The sequence below is a fragment of the Streptomyces sp. NPDC054863 genome, assembly GCF_053610825.1.
Genome location: NZ_JBSGZD010000062.1, coordinates 20,353 through 34,290 on the forward strand (window position 1 = coordinate 20,353; position 13,938 = coordinate 34,290).

Genomic DNA, 13,938 nt, shown 5'->3' on the forward strand with positions numbered 1-13,938 from the left:
GGGCCGGTCACGAGGCGCGGACAAGGGAGTCCTCCAGGTACTGCTCGGCGTGCCCGGCGATCAGGTCGAGTACGGCGGCGATGTCGGCCGGGGCGGTCTCGGGGTTCAGCAGGGTGAACTTGAGGTAGTGCCGTCCGTCGCTCTTCGTCCCGGCGACCACCGCCTCCCCCGAAGCGAACAGGGCTTCGCGCGCATGGAGGTTGGCGCCGTCGACCAGCTCCGGGGCCGCGCCCTGCGCCACGTACCGGAAGACGAGGGTGGACAGCTGGGGCCGCACCACCACTTCGAAGCGCGGGTCGCGCTCCAGGAGCCGCCACCCTTCGGCGGCGAGCGCGCAGACCTCGTCGAAGAGTCCGCCGACCGCGTCGGCGCCCATCACCCGGAGCGTCATCCAGAGCTTGAGCGCGTCGAAGCGCCGGGTCGTCTGGAGCGACTTGTCGACCTGGTTGGGGAGCTGTTCCTGCGGGGGGAGGTGGCCGGCCGCGGTACGGCGCGGGTTGAGGTAGTCCGCGTGGTAGGTGGCGTGCCGCAGCGTCGCCCGGTCCCGTACCAGCAGCGCCGACGAACTCACCGGCTGAAAGAAGGACTTGTGGTAGTCGACGGTGACCGAGTCGGCGCGTTCGATGCCGTCGAGGAGGTGTCTGCGGGTGCCGGAGGCCAGCAGCCCGCAGCCGTAGGCGGCGTCCACGTGCATCCACACCCCGTGCCCGGCGCACAGTGCGGCGATCTCGGGGAGCGGGTCGATGGAGCCGAAGTCGGTGGTGCCCGCGGTGGCGACCACCGCCATGGGGATCAGCCCTTCGGCCGCGCAGCGTTCCAGCTCGCGGGCGAGCGCGACGGCTCGCAGCCGTTTGTCGCGGTCGACGGGCACGGCGATCACCGCTTCGGGGCCGAGGCCGAGCAGTGCGGCGGACTTCTGCACACTGAAGTGACTGCAGGCGGAGGCCAGTACGCGGAGTTTCGTGGGGTCGGCCCCCTTCGTCTCCTCGCGGGCGAGCAGCAGGGCTTGCAGGTTGGACTGCGTACCGCCGCTGGTGAAGATGCCGTCGGCGGCCGGGCCGAGACCGGCCCTGCGGGCGGTCCAGTCGACGAGGCGGCGCTCGATGAGGGTGCCGCCCGCGGACTGGTCCCAGGTGTCGAGGGAGGAGTTGATCGCGGAGAGCACGGCCTCGCCGAGCACGGCGGGTATGACGACGGGGCAGTTGAGGTGCCCGAGGTAGCGGGGGTGGTGGAAGTAGACGGCGTCGCGGAGGTAGACCTCCTCCAGTTCGTCGAGGGCGGCGGTGGGGTCGCCGAGCGGCCGGTCGAGGTCGACCGCGTCGACGACGGGTGCGAGTTGGGCGGGGGTGATCCCGGTGTGGGGGTGGACGGTGCCTGCCAGTGTGGCGGCCACCCGCTCGACGCCTGCGATGACGGAGCGGCGGTAGGCCTCCGCGTTCAGGTCGTTGAGCAGGTGGGACCTGGGCGCGAGGGGACTCATCAACGGTCCTCCGGAGATAGGGGAGGTGGGCACGTGTGCCTGCGCACGTGTGCCTGCACGTGAGCACGTGAGCACGTGGGTACGCGAGCACAGTGAGCAGGAAGCGGCACAACGAGTAACTAAGGTTAGCCTAACCTAACCATCGCTCGAAAAGGCAACACGCGCCCGCGGCCCACACCAAAGCCCCTGTGTCACGACCGGGTTGACGCCCCCGGCAGTGCGTCGAGCAGCCGGTCCAGCTCCTCGTCGGTGTTGTAGTAGTGCACCGACGCCCGGACCGCGGTGTCCAGCCCACGGGGTACGAAGTCCCAGCGCGCGTGGTCGGCGACGGCGACCGAGACGTTCACCGACCGGGCCCGGAGCTCGTCGGCGATGCGGCGGGGGTCGTGACCCTCGACGGTGAAGGTGACGATCCCGCACTGCCGCCCGCCCCGGTCGTGCACCTCGACGCCGGGCAGGTCGCGCAGCCGCCCGCGGAGGGCGCCGGCGAGCCGGGTGACGCGCTGCTCGATGGCGTCGAGCCCGAGGCCGAGGGCGGCGTCCACGGCGACGCCGAGGCCGATCCTCCCCGCGTAGTACGCCTCCCAGGTCTCGAAGCGGCGGGCGTCGTCGCGCACCCGGTAGGTGTCGGAGCCCGTCCAGGACGCCGAGTGCAGGTCCAGGAAAGGCGGTTCCGCACCTTCCCGGTCCATGCGCTCCAGCATGTTCCGGGAGCAGTAGAGGAAGCCGGTGCCGCGCGGGCCGCGCAGGTACTTCCGGCCGGTGGAGGTGAGCAGGTCGCAGCCGATCTCGGCCACGTCGACGGGCAACTGGCCGACGGACTGGCAGGCGTCCAGCAGATAGGTGACGCCGAACTCGGCCGCGACCTTGCCTATCCCGGCGGCCGGGTTGACCAGGCCGCCCCCGGTCGGCACATGGGTGACCGAGATGAGCTTCACCCGCTCGTCCATCATCGTGCGCAGCGCGTCGACGTCCAGCTGGCCGCTCTCGTCGTCGGGAACCACCTCGACGCTCACCCCGTACCGGCGGGCGGTCTGCAAGTAGGCCAGGGCATTGCTGACGTACTCGGCGCGGGCCGTCAGGATGCGGTCGCCCGGACGGAAGGAGAGGGAGTAGAAGGCCATGTCCCAGGCGCGGGTGGCGTTCTCGACCACGGCGATCTCGTCACGGTGCGCGCCCACCAGGCGGGCCAGGGCGTCGTAGGTGTGCTCGATCTGGTCGGCGGCGACCGCCGCGGCCTCGTAGCCGCCGATCGTGGCTTCGAGTTCCAGGTGCGAGGTGACCGCGTGCAGGGTCTGACGGGACGTCAGTGCGGTGCCGGCGTTGTTGAGGTGGACCCGGTGGGCACACCCCGGGGTGTCGCGGCGGAGGGTCTCGATGTCCATGCGGGTGACTGCCCTTCTGCTGTTCCGGAGAATCGGTCGTTTCAGGTGGCCCGTGGTCGGCGCAGGTCGAGGCGCATGAGGATCCGGGGGTGGCCGGCCAGTACCGAGGTGGTGTCGGCGGCGTGGACGAATCCGGCGCGTTCGAAGTTCTTCCGGAGCCCGGCGTACGCCATCGTCAGGTCGACCTTCGCGTCACCGTTGTCCAAGGGGTACGCCTCGACCGCCGGCGCACCGTGCGCGCGGGCGAACTCGACGGCGCCGGCGATGAGGGCGTGCGAGATCCCCTTCTTCCGGTGACCCGGCCGCACCCGGATGCACCACAGCGACCAGACCGGCAGGTCGTCCACGTGCGGGATCTTGCGGTTGCGGGCGAAGGAGGTGTCCGCGCGCGGCGCCACGGCGGCCCAGCCGACCGGCTCGTCCCCGTCGTGGGCGAGGACGCCGGGAGGCGGCCCGGTACGGCACAGCTCGGCGACGTACGCACCGCGGGCGGGTCCGCGCAACTCGTTGTTGAGCCTGGAGGGGATCCGGTGACTCAGGCACCAACAGACATTGGCGGAGGGCGACTTCGGGCCGAGGAGGACGCGTACGTCCTCGAAGTCCGTGGCCGGACGCACTTCGATCGTCATGGCACCACAGTGGCACGGCAGGGCTCGCCCGCTCCTCGTTTCACCTGCGGTTGCCGGTACTCATCCCCCTCGAATCTGTTAGGTTTGCCTACCCTAAGTGGACCATGGAGGGTGGGGCGATGGCCAAGGACGGGAAGTACCGCAAGCCGGAGCGGCGGGAGTTCCTCGTCGCGCAGGTGGTGGCGCGCAAGCAGATCAGCCCGAATTTCGTCCGGGTCACGATCGGCGGCCCGGCCCTGAGCAGCTTCCGGCCGATGGGGTACGACCAGTGGTTCCGCCTGTTCCTGCCCACCGGGAAGGGGCTGCGGCTGCCGAGGCGGACCAGTGGGCTGTGGATGGCCGAGTACTTCCTGATGCCGAAGGACACCCGGCCCGTCGGCCGCAACTACACCGTGCGCCACCACCGTGCGGAGGGAACGTACGGCGAAGGCCCCGAGATCGACATCGACTTCGTTCTGCACGAGGACGAGAAGGGCGAGCTGGGGCCCGCCGCCAAGTGGGCGTGGGACGCCGCGCCGGGAGACGAACTCGGCATCTTCGACGAGGGCATCACCTTCCTGCCGCCCGAGTCCGCCCGGTGGCGGCTGCTGGTCGGTGACGAGACCGCGCTGCCCGCCATCGTGGGCATCATCGGCTCGACCACCGACACCGTGCGGACCGAGGTGTTCATAGAGATACGGGACCCGGAGGACGCGCAGCCGGTCGCACCCCGGGAGGGCACCACCGTCCACTGGGTGACCAGGGGCGCGGGTTCGCCGCCCGGCGATTCGGCGCTCGCGGCGGTCCGCGCGGCCACGCTGCCGGACGGGCCCGGATACGCGTGGGCCGCAGGCGGCCAGCGGCTCGCCGCGGGAGTGCGGCGGCACCTCGTCACGGACCGGGGGTTCGGCAAGGAGGCGGTGACCTTCACCGGCTACTGGCGGTGACCTTCACCGGGGCTCACCCCGCCGAGGTGAGCCCGGCGAGCACCCTGCGCACGGCCCGCTCGAACATCACCTGCGGATCTTCCGCCCCGTCGGCCCCGGAGGCCCCGGCCATGGCCTCCGCGAGATGCGGCCGGTCCCCCCGGCCGGCCGCCCGGCCGAGGTAACCGGCCTGCGCGGCACGGCGGTCGGCCCCGTCGTACGCGCCGCTGTGCTGAAGTTCCGTACGGGCGAACTGTGCGACCAGGGCGCTCATCAGCGCCACGACTTCCATCTTGGCGCGGCCCGGCAGCGGGACGGGGGCCAGAGCCCGCAGCGCGTACTCCAGGAAGTCCAGACCCCGGGGGCCCAGCCGGAGCGGTTCCGGCGGGACGTCGGTCAGCCAGGGGTGCCGTAGCTGGACGGCCTTCGTACGGGACGCGAGCGCGGTCAGGTCCTCGACGGGGTCGCCGCCGAGCGGTACGTCGAGTGCGACCTCTCCCGCCACCGCGTCCACCATCAGGTCGAGCAGGTCCTCGCGTCCCGAGACGTAGCGGTAGAGGGACGCCTGGCCCGTGCCCAGCGTCTGGGCCACCGCGCGCATCGACACCGCCGGCAGGCCGCCGCGGTCGGCGAGCTCGACGGCGACGGCGGCCAGCTCCGCGCGACTGTGGACGGCCGCGGGGCCGCGCGTACCCCGTTCCGGCCGGTCCCAGACCGTCACGACTGCCTCGGATTCCCGCCCCGCTCGCCCCGCTTGCTCGGCTTTTCGCTCCACTTGTCCCCTCGCCCCGCTCTCCCGCTGCCGGTGGTTCATCCGTTACTCTAAAACTGCGAACACCGATCGCAGTTAATCGTAGCCGTGGGAGGTCCACATGTCCTCGTCGTCGACACATCCGTGGGGCCCTGTCCGCTGGGCCGGGAACGGCGCCGTGCGCCTGGCGTACGACCGGTTCACCGAGGGGCCGGACGGTGAACCGCTGCTGCTGGCAACGGGGTTGGGCGCCAACCGGCACTGGATTCCGGACGGGCTCTGCCACCTGCTGGCCGCACAGGGCTTCGCGGTGGCCAGGTACGACCAGCGCGACGGCGGGGATTCCACCCACCTCCCGCCCACGGCCACCCGGAACCCCATCTCCGCACTGTTCGCCAAGCGCGGGGAGGCGTACTCGGCCGAGGACATGGCGGACGACGCCGCAGTGGTCATGGACGCCCTGGGGTGGTCATCGGCACACCTGCTGGGCGTCTCGCTGGGCGGCGCCGTCGCCCAGCGGGTGGCGCTGCGGCACCCGGACCGGGTCAGGACGCTCATCACCATGGCCGCCGTGCCCGGCGACGTCTCCGGGCTGCGGACCATGCGCTTCATCCGGATGGGCACCCTGGCGAAGTTCGCCCGTCTCAAGTTCCCCGACACTCCCGAGGGAGCCGTCGAGGCCGGCCTCGCCGTCTCGCGCCTCGTCGCCTCGCCGAACCACCCCTTCGACGAGGAGGCGGCCAGGGAAGCCGCCGTGCGCAACGCCGACAGCGGCATGCACGACCAGCAGGCGCAGAGCCGCCAGATCGGCGCGCAGTGGCACGGCCCGCCGATCAGTGCCGTCACCCGGCCCACCCTGGTCCTGCACGGTGCGGACGACCCGCTCATCAAACCTGCGGCGAGCCGGGCGATCGCCTCCCGGATCCCCGGCGCACACCTGATGCTGCTGCCCCGGGTCGGCCACGAGTTCCCCGAACGCTCCTGGGCGAGCGTCGCCGGCGCGATCCGCAGCCTGGCCGACGCCACGTCAGGGGCGCGGTGAGGGGGCGCGAACCGGCACGCCCAGCACGACGAGGGCTTCTACGCCATCTCCGGGGCGGTGCGGTTCACGATCGGCGCGAAGGGGCCACGACATGACGGCGGGAACGCTCGTCATGGCCCCGACCGGCGCCTCGCACACCTTCGCCAACGTCACCGGCCAACCGGCCGTCATGGGAACCCGCGACCGAATTCACCGACGGGCCGGAGACGGACCGGAGGAGGAGCAAAACCTCCGCTGGCCGTAGGAGAATCGGCCACTCCCACGATTGGCTCAACCCTCCCGGGGTCGGTTGCGGTCCTGTCGTGAAAGCGGACCCCACCGGTTCCCCAGGAACCGCACGAGTGCCGAACGGGTCCCGCACAGCGAAACGGTGAGGAGCACGACATGACGCTACGAAAGACCGCACGGGCCGGCCTGGTGGGACTCGCGGCGACCGCGATGGCGGCCACCGCCTTCACGGCCCCCGCCCAGGCCTCGTCCGGGCCCGGCGTCTCCCCCGCGACCGCCGCGAAGGCGCGGCACGAGGCGACCCGGCGCGTGATGGAAGCGGAAGTGAAGGCGGGCATCCCCGGCATCACCAGCCAGGCGCACGACGCCCACGGCGTCTGGAAGTCGACGGCGGGCGTCGGGAACCTGAAGACCGGTGCACCGCGCGGCAAGAACGACCGGTTCCGGGTCGGCAGCATCACCAAGTCGTTCGTGGCGACCGTCGTGCTCCAGATGGAGGCGGAGGGCAGACTGAGCATCGACGACACCGTGGAGCGCCACCTTCCCGGCGTCGTGCGCGGCAACGGCAACGACGGCCGTAAGATCACCGTCCGTCAGCTCCTCAGCCACACCAGCGGCCTGTTCGACTACCTGGCCGACGAGGAGTACATCGACACCTACATGCGGGGCGAGGGCTACCTCAAGCACCGCTACGACACCCTGCCGCCCGAGAAGCACGTGAAGGTGGCTCTCTCCCACCCGCCGCTGTTCGATCCCGGCGCCCGGTTCTCGTACTCCAACACCAACTACATCCTGGTCGGGCTGATCATCGAGAAGGCGGGCGGCCGGACGTACGAGGCGGAGGTCCGCGACCGCATCATCGAACCGCTGGGCCTGAATTCCACCTCGAACCCGGGCAACAGCATCCACATCCCCCGCCCCAGCAGCCGCAGTTACTCCAAACTGTTCCCGTCGGACCCCGACCGCATCGACGACGTCACCGAGATGAACGGGTCGCAGGGCTGGGCCGACGGCGACATCATCTCCACCACCGGCGACCTGAACCGGTTCTACCGCGCCCTGCTGCGCGGCAAGCTGCTTCCGCCGAAGCAGCTCAAGGCCATGAAGACCACCGTGCAGAACCCCGAAGACCCGGACATGGCCTACGGGTTGGGCCTCACCAGAATGCGGTTGAGCTGCGGCACCACGCTCTGGGGCCACGGCGGTGGCATGGTGGGGTCGCTCTCCCTGGCCATGACCACCGAGGACGGCCGCCACCAGTTCGCCTCCAACCGCAACGGTGACTGGAACGTGGGGAACCCGACCAACATCCTGGAAGCCGAGTACTGCCCCGCCCCGCCCCCCTCCGACTGAACCGCGGACGCGCCCGCAGGCGCACTCGCACTCGCCCAGTGGCTCCAGCTCCCCCGGAGGGGTGGTGCTACGTCCCCCGCCGGAGGTGTCGTCAGCCGGATTCTTCGCCCTCGCACCACCCCGTAGCGTCCGGCCCATGTCGATCTCCACGGATTCCGCACCCCCGCCCTTACCCGCCTCCCTGCCCGCCTCCTCGTCTCCGGCGAGGAGGCGGCGCAGCCTCCTCGTGTACCTCGTCGCCGCCTACGCGGGCATGTGGGTGGCCATGGCTCCGCTGCTGCTCGGCGGCTTCCGACGCGGCGACGCGAGGGAGTCGACGGGCACGCTGGAGCAGGTGTGCATCTCGGCCGCGATGCTGGCCCCCGCTCTCGCCGCGCTCCTCGCCGTACGTTTCGTCGAGCGCCGCGCCGGGGTGCGGGAAGCCCTCGCCCTGCGGTGGCCGAAGCCCTGGGGGCGTACCGTACGGGCCTGCCTGCTGGGCCTCGCGGTCCCGGCCGGACTCACCGCGGCGGCGCTGACCCTGGGCGCCCTGGCGGGCAGTTACCCCTTCGGCGGGGTGCAGTGGAGCGGGCTCGGCACGTGGGCGGCCGCGGCGGTGGCGGGGATGCTGGTGTCCCTGCCGCTGTTCTTCGGCGAAGAGCTGGGCTGGCAGGGCTTCCTCTTCCCGCGCCTGGTGCGGGAGGGCGGCACCGCAGGACTGGTACGGGCGTACGTGCTCACCGGTGCGGCCTTCGCGCTGTGGCACCTGCCCACCCTGCTGATGGGCGGGCAGTACCCGGGAAGGTCCTGGTACGTGACGGTGCCCGCGATGGTCGTGAGCTGCGTCCTCGTCCTGCCGGTCTTCACCTGGCTGCGGCTGCGCTCGGGGTCGGTCGTCCCCGCCGTGGTCGGCCATGCCTTCACGAGCACGGTGAGTGTGGGGATGGTCAAGGAGTTCGCCGATCCGACGGCCCGGCTCGACCCCTTGCAGATGGGGCTCACCGGCTGGCCCGGCTGGATCGCGATGGGCTCCTTCGTCGCGTTCCTGGCCCTGACCGGCCGGCTCCGCCCCTCGTACTACGCGGCGCGCGTGGACCGGGGGTGAGGTGGTGCGGCAGCCTCCAGGTACTGCGCGAAGGTGGTCCGGCCGACGGCGTGCCCGGGAGCGAGGTGGGCCCCCTGCCGGTAGGCGCGGAAGGCCGCGCCCGGCACCGGCACCGCCAGCACCGGACGGCGGCTGCCGTACGCCCGCGCCCAGGCCCGAGCCAGGTCGGTGGCGGTACGCACCTCGGGCCCGCCCATGTCGTCCGCCCGGCCCCCCGGCCCCGTACCGGCGAGGGAGACCAGGCGGTCGGCCACGTCACCGGCGTGGACGGGCTGGAAGCTGACGCCCGCGGGCATCAGGACCGCGGGCAGCCGCCGCTGGACCGAGCACATCCAGGCGATCAGCTCGTGGAACTGGGTGGCGCGCTGGACCGTCCAGGGCAGGCCCGAATCCTCCAGGAGCCGTTCGGACTCCAGCTTCGCCCTGTAGTAGGGCAGGGGAATCCGGTCGATGCCGACGATGGACGGGTAGATCAGGTGCGGGCGGCCGGTCCGCAGCGCCGCCGCCGTGAGCCGGCGGAGGGCGTCCACGTCCGTGCGGTTGTTGCCGGTGGCGCAGTGGATGACGGTGCTGGTTCCGGTGAGTGCCTCGTCGAGACCCCGGCCGGTCAGCAGGTCGCCGACCGCCCAGTCGGGCGACTGCGGCCTCCCGGCGGGGCGCGCTGCGGGCCGTGGACCGCGGCTCAGGACGCGGACGGCGTGTCCGGCGGTCAGGAGCCGGTCCACCAGCACACCGCCGAGCCGGCCGGTACCGCCGGTCACCAGAATCAGGTTCGTCACGTGGGGCAACTTCCGTGAGGTGCGGCCCCGGCGACCCGGTCCCGCGCAGCTGTCGGTCTCACCCACCGCGACGGTACGACCCCTCCCGGATGTGACACCGTGCGCGCCGTGGTGTGACGTACGTCCCGGACCGACCGCGGGTGAACCGGGCCGATGCGGGCAGGCACTGCAAGATCCACCACCGCATCACCACCTCCAGGAGAACCGCATGACGCACGACCAGGACCTGCTGCCCGCCCCCGCCGTCGCCGAAGCGCTCGACGGGAAACTGAACCGCGGGCGGATGCCCACCGACGCCGTGCACGTCACGGTCAACGCCCGGCCGACCGCCGAGGAGGGCGACAAGGTGAACCTGTGGCTGACCGGCTCCGGCAAGGAGTACGTGGAGGGCCTCACCGTCGGCCCCGCGGGCAGCGTCGTCTTCTCGGTTCCCGCCGACACCCTTCCCTCCGCCCCCGCCAAGGTCAACGTCTCGTACCACCTGCACCGCAGCACGCGGCTGCTCGGAGTGTCGCAGGTACTGCACCTCACGGTCGCCTGACGTCCGGCCCGCCCACGCGGCTGCGACCGCGATGAGTTTTCGCCGGCCGGGGAGTCATACCGGGTGCACGGAGATTTCCGCCCAGGAAATCACGCCCAGAGAATCAGGCACAGGGAATCACGCACAGCGAATCCCGCACCCGGAAGGCAGGCAGCATCATGAGCACACTGATCGTCACCGCGTTCGTCACCCTGGACGGGATCATCCAGGGTCCCGGCGGCCCCGGTGAGGACGACAGCGCGGGTTTCGAGCACGGCGGCTGGCTGGCTCCGTACATCGACGAGGACTTCGGCGAGCTGATGGAGCGGGTCTTCGAGCGGTCCGTCGACCACCTGCTGCTCGGCAGGAAGACGTACGACATCTTCGCCGGCTACTGGCCCAAGGTCGCCGACCCGGACGCATCGATCGCCGGGAAGCTCAACTCCATGCCGAAGTACGTCACTTCGCGCACCCTGGACACGCTGGAGTGGCAGAACTCCCATCTCCTCAAGGGCGAGGCCGCCGAGTCCGTCGCACGGCTCAAGCAGCAGGTCGACGGCGTGATCATGACGCAGGGCAGCAGCGATCTCATCGCCACCCTGCAGCAGCACGACCTCGTCGACGAGTACCGGCTGCTGGTGAGCCCCGTGGTCCTCGGCACCGGAAAGCGGCTCTTCCACGAGGGCGCCGCCCCCGCCGCCTGGACGCTGACCGAGTCCCGTACCACCGGCGCGGGCGTGCAGTACTGCTCCTACCAGCGGGCGGGGAAGCCCGAGTACGGGACTGCCGAATAAGGGATTCATGGGGACGGCGTGATGCAGTCATGCGCACGATGTGCGTGATATCCGGGGTCTTCACCTTGGTGTTCTCACCATCGACGGGTGACGACACCACATGGCACCACACCGCCCAACACCCTTTCCCCTCAGCCGTGTTCGCCCCCGGCCGGACCCGGCCGCCGGACCTTCCTCACCGCACTGGGAGCCCTGGCCACCACCACCGCCCTCGGTGTCCCGGCCTACGCGTCCGAGGCGGCCCGCGACGCCGCCACCGCCACCGAGTACGTCGACGTGCAACTGCTCAACATCAGTGATCTGCACGGGTACTTGCAGGGTCCGACCGGCAGCGACTCCGTCATCCGCGGCAACGGCGGCAGGACGTACTCGGTGGGCGGGGTCGCCGCCATGGGCACGCACCTGGAGCGGCTGCGCGACGGGCGGCGCAATTCGCTGTTCTTCGCGCCGGGGGACCTCTTCTCCGGGTGGGAGTTCGACGCCGCCGCGTTCTCCGACGAGCCGACGGTCGAGGCCCTCAACAAGCTGGGCCTCGACTTCGCGACCGCGGGGAACCACGAGTTCGACAAGTCCCCCGCCCATCTGATCCAGCACATGGAGCGGGGCAGGCCGTACCCGGTCGTCGGGCAGGACACCGGTTTCCGCGACTCCACCGGACGGCGCTTCCGGGGTGCGGACTTCCCGTACTACTCCGCCAACGTGGTCCGTACCCGCGGCGGGCGGACCGTCCTGCCGCCGTACCACGTCGAGTGGGTACGAGGGCCGCACGGGCGGCGGATACCGATCGGGTTCATCCATCTCACCGTCGTCGGGGCCGAGTTGATGCCCAACTCCTTCCACCCCGGCCTGAAGACCCTCGGTGACGTCGCCACCGCCGACCGGTACGCGAAGGAGCTCAAGCGGCGCGGGGTGAACGCGATCGTGCTCAGCATGCACGACGGCGCGGTCGCGGGCGCCGACTTCAACAGCGGCAGCGACCCCTCGGGGCCCGCCTACGACCTGGCCCTGAAGGTCTCCCCCGACATCGACGCCATCGTCACCGGGCACTGGCACTGCCGGTTCAACATGATGGTGCCCGACCCGAACGGCGTGCCCAGACCCTTCGTCGAGGCCGGGTTCCACGGCCAGGTCATCAACGAGATCAACCTCAGGCTCGACCCCCGTACCGGCAGGGTCGTCCGGGAGCTGACCGTCTCCACCAGCCACCCCAACACCCGTGACGTCACCCCGCACCGCGACCTCAAGGCCATCGCCGACTACTGGGCCGGGCAGGCCGCAGGGCGCGAGCGCAGCCGGATCGGCACGCAGAGCGCGCCGCTCACCCGTACCCGCAACGCGCTGGGGCAGAGCACCATGGGCGACCTGGCCGCCGACTGGGCGCTGTGGGCGGCGCGCAGGCCCGTGCCGTCGCACGACGACTCCAACATCCACCGGTACTCCCCCGCCGACCTCGCCCTCGTCCCGCTCGCGCCGACGGTCGGCCAGTCCTTCGTGCGCGGCGATCTGATTCCGGCGGCAGGCTCCGACGGCACGGTGAGCTTCGGGCAGGCGTGGCGGGCGATCGGCTACGGCTGCCCGACCGTCTGCGCCACGGTGACGGGGCAACAGCTCCACGACGCCCTGGAGCAGCAGTGGTCCACCGGTCCCGGCGGCGGGCTGCGGTTCGCACCACTGGCCGTGTCCGGCAACGTGCGGTACGCCTTCGACGCGGCCGGTGCCGTCGGCGACCGCGTCGCCCCGTCGGACGTGCGCATCGACGGCGCACCGCTGCGGCTCGACCGGGACTACCGGGTGGCCACCGCCTCGTACACCTTCCTGGGCATGGACGGATACCCGGCGCTCAGCACGTACCGGGAGCCCTACCGGCACCAGCGCGACTTCGAGAGCTTCATCGCCTACGTGCGCGACCGGCAGGTGCTGAAGCCGTCCGCGCTGGACCGCGTCACGGCGAAGAACGCGGGGCTGCGGAGCGCCGCCGCCGCTGCCGGGCGGATCACCGACCCGCCCGTGCCCGTACGGGAGGACGGCAGCCCGCTGCCGCCGGCGGTCGCCGCGATCCTCACGGCCGGCGGTCCCCGTGCCCGGCGGGGCGGCGGGCACCGGCCGCCCTGCTGAGGTCCGCCCGGGCGCCGTCGAATTCGGCCGTTCGGCCCAGTGCCGGTGCCTGTGGGGTGGGCAGTTCGCGTGAATGCCGGGAGAGTCGAGGGAGAGGGAGGGGAGGCGGGGGGCACGCGCGGCGCGGTCGGGGGGCGCGCCCCGAGGAGATGGGGCTGGCATGGAGAACCGGTGCACGGGATTCGTCGACTGGTGGGACCGGGCCGCGGGCCGGGGCTTCATCGTGCCGCTCGGCTGGCAGGACCCGATAGCCGTCCGGCGCGACGACATCGAGGGCGACTGCAAGAGCCTCTCCCCCGAACAGCAGGTCACCTTCGCCCTGACCCTGGGATCCAGCGGGTTCGAGGCGAAGGAGGTGCGGCCGTAGGGCCCTCGGCGCTGCGGGGCCGTAGGGCTCTCAGTGCTGCGGGGGGTCCTGGTCCGGGCGGTGGCGGTGGCCCTCGGGGCGGTGCGGGTGGCCCTGCTCGGGGTCGTCGTCGGGCGTCTGCCAGGTCCTGCCGTGCTGGCTTCCCCCGGTCGGCTGCGCCCCGTCCACGTCGGGAACCTGCCGCTTCCTCGACGCACGGCGGCTTCCCCAGGCGAAGGCCCCCAGCAGGACGAGTACCAGCAGGACGCCCAGCACGATGAGCAGCAGGGAAGCCGTGTGCTCGGCCGACAGGACCACGGAAGAGTTCATGTGTCCCTGGGTACCCCCGATGCGCGCGCCCAGCAATCGGGGGTGTCCGTGGGGAGTCATTCGCAGGCACCCGGGTGAAATCGGGCACCTACGGCGTGTCGGTTCCGGGCGGGGTCGGCGTGCATCCGGGACGGGCGGTTTCCGGCCGCCACCGGCGGCGGCCGGAAGACCCGGGCCCCGGCCGGACGGAGCCCGGT

The 13,938-nt window shown here is 71.6% G+C and carries 14 protein-coding genes and 1 pseudogene; 9 read left to right on the forward strand and 6 right to left on the reverse strand.

Annotated features, from left to right (window positions below; all coding sequences use genetic code 11):
- Positions 1-7: 7 nt before the first annotated feature.
- From ACWGIG_RS14555 to ACWGIG_RS14565, 3 genes are all read right to left on the reverse strand, one after another.
- Positions 8-1,480 carry a pyridoxal phosphate-dependent decarboxylase family protein gene (locus tag ACWGIG_RS14555; RefSeq protein WP_453321914.1) on the reverse strand — a complete coding sequence of 491 codons (1,473 nt, stop codon included), beginning with the start codon at positions 1,478-1,480 and terminating at the stop codon, positions 8-10.
- Between the two features lie 191 nt (positions 1,481-1,671).
- On the reverse strand, positions 1,672-2,865 hold the full coding sequence (locus tag ACWGIG_RS14560) for an aminotransferase class V-fold PLP-dependent enzyme (protein ID WP_453321915.1): 1,194 nt from the start codon (positions 2,863-2,865) through the stop codon (positions 1,672-1,674).
- A 41-nt stretch (positions 2,866-2,906) separates the two neighbouring features.
- On the reverse strand, positions 2,907-3,494 hold the full coding sequence (locus tag ACWGIG_RS14565; RefSeq protein WP_453321916.1) for a GNAT family N-acetyltransferase: 588 nt from the start codon (positions 3,492-3,494) through the stop codon (positions 2,907-2,909).
- A gap of 119 nt (positions 3,495-3,613) precedes the next feature.
- Between ACWGIG_RS14565 and ACWGIG_RS14570 the strand changes: the two genes are divergently transcribed.
- Positions 3,614-4,420 carry a siderophore-interacting protein gene (locus tag ACWGIG_RS14570; RefSeq protein WP_453321917.1) on the forward strand — a complete coding sequence of 269 codons (807 nt, stop codon included), beginning with the start codon at positions 3,614-3,616 and terminating at the stop codon, positions 4,418-4,420.
- A gap of 13 nt (positions 4,421-4,433) precedes the next feature.
- Here ACWGIG_RS14570 and ACWGIG_RS14575 read toward each other — a convergent pair whose 3' ends face one another.
- Positions 4,434-5,120, reverse strand: coding sequence for a TetR/AcrR family transcriptional regulator (locus ACWGIG_RS14575; protein WP_453321918.1), 687 nt, complete (start codon positions 5,118-5,120; stop codon positions 4,434-4,436).
- A 151-nt stretch (positions 5,121-5,271) separates the two neighbouring features.
- On the opposite strand from ACWGIG_RS14575, the gene ACWGIG_RS14580 reads away from it, so the two are divergent.
- The 4 genes and pseudogenes from ACWGIG_RS14580 to ACWGIG_RS14595 all read left to right on the forward strand — a co-directional run bounded on the left by ACWGIG_RS14580 (position 5,272) and on the right by ACWGIG_RS14595 (position 8,857).
- Positions 5,272-6,192, forward strand: a complete 921-nt coding sequence (locus tag ACWGIG_RS14580) for an alpha/beta fold hydrolase (protein ID WP_453321919.1) — start codon at positions 5,272-5,274, stop codon at positions 6,190-6,192.
- 9 nt (positions 6,193-6,201) lie between these two features.
- Positions 6,202-6,436: pseudogene (locus tag ACWGIG_RS14585) on the forward strand (cupin domain-containing protein); the annotation flags it as partial.
- Between the two features lie 140 nt (positions 6,437-6,576).
- Positions 6,577-7,773, forward strand: coding sequence for a serine hydrolase domain-containing protein (locus ACWGIG_RS14590; protein WP_453321920.1), 1,197 nt, complete (start codon positions 6,577-6,579; stop codon positions 7,771-7,773).
- A gap of 226 nt (positions 7,774-7,999) precedes the next feature.
- On the forward strand, positions 8,000-8,857 hold the full coding sequence (locus ACWGIG_RS14595) for a CPBP family intramembrane glutamic endopeptidase (protein WP_453321921.1): 858 nt from the start codon (positions 8,000-8,002) through the stop codon (positions 8,855-8,857).
- Here ACWGIG_RS14595 and ACWGIG_RS14600 read toward each other — a convergent pair.
- Positions 8,830-9,636, reverse strand: a complete 807-nt coding sequence (locus ACWGIG_RS14600; RefSeq protein ID WP_453321922.1) for an SDR family oxidoreductase — start codon at positions 9,634-9,636, stop codon at positions 8,830-8,832. The genes ACWGIG_RS14595 and ACWGIG_RS14600 overlap by 28 nt on opposite strands.
- 208 nt (positions 9,637-9,844) lie before the next feature.
- Between ACWGIG_RS14600 and ACWGIG_RS14605 the strand changes: the two genes are divergently transcribed.
- The 4 genes from ACWGIG_RS14605 to ACWGIG_RS14620 all read left to right on the forward strand — a co-directional run bounded on the left by ACWGIG_RS14605 (position 9,845) and on the right by ACWGIG_RS14620 (position 13,432).
- A complete protein-coding gene (locus tag ACWGIG_RS14605; protein WP_453321923.1) occupies positions 9,845-10,177 on the forward strand; it encodes a hypothetical protein in 333 nt (110 codons plus the stop codon).
- 158 nt (positions 10,178-10,335) lie between these two features.
- A complete protein-coding gene (locus ACWGIG_RS14610) occupies positions 10,336-10,950 on the forward strand; it encodes a dihydrofolate reductase family protein (protein ID WP_453321924.1) in 615 nt (204 codons plus the stop codon).
- A gap of 183 nt (positions 10,951-11,133) precedes the next feature.
- Positions 11,134-13,065, forward strand: a complete 1,932-nt coding sequence (locus tag ACWGIG_RS14615; protein WP_453321930.1) for a bifunctional metallophosphatase/5'-nucleotidase — start codon at positions 11,134-11,136, stop codon at positions 13,063-13,065.
- 160 nt (positions 13,066-13,225) lie between these two features.
- On the forward strand, positions 13,226-13,432 hold the full coding sequence (locus tag ACWGIG_RS14620) for a cold shock domain-containing protein (protein ID WP_453321925.1): 207 nt from the start codon (positions 13,226-13,228) through the stop codon (positions 13,430-13,432).
- A 30-nt stretch (positions 13,433-13,462) separates the two neighbouring features.
- Here the strand turns inward: ACWGIG_RS14620 and ACWGIG_RS14625 are convergent, their stop codons facing one another.
- Complete coding sequence (locus ACWGIG_RS14625) at positions 13,463-13,741, reverse strand: DUF6479 family protein (protein ID WP_453321926.1); 279 nt, start codon at positions 13,739-13,741, stop codon at positions 13,463-13,465.
- Positions 13,742-13,938: the final 197 nt, after the last annotated feature.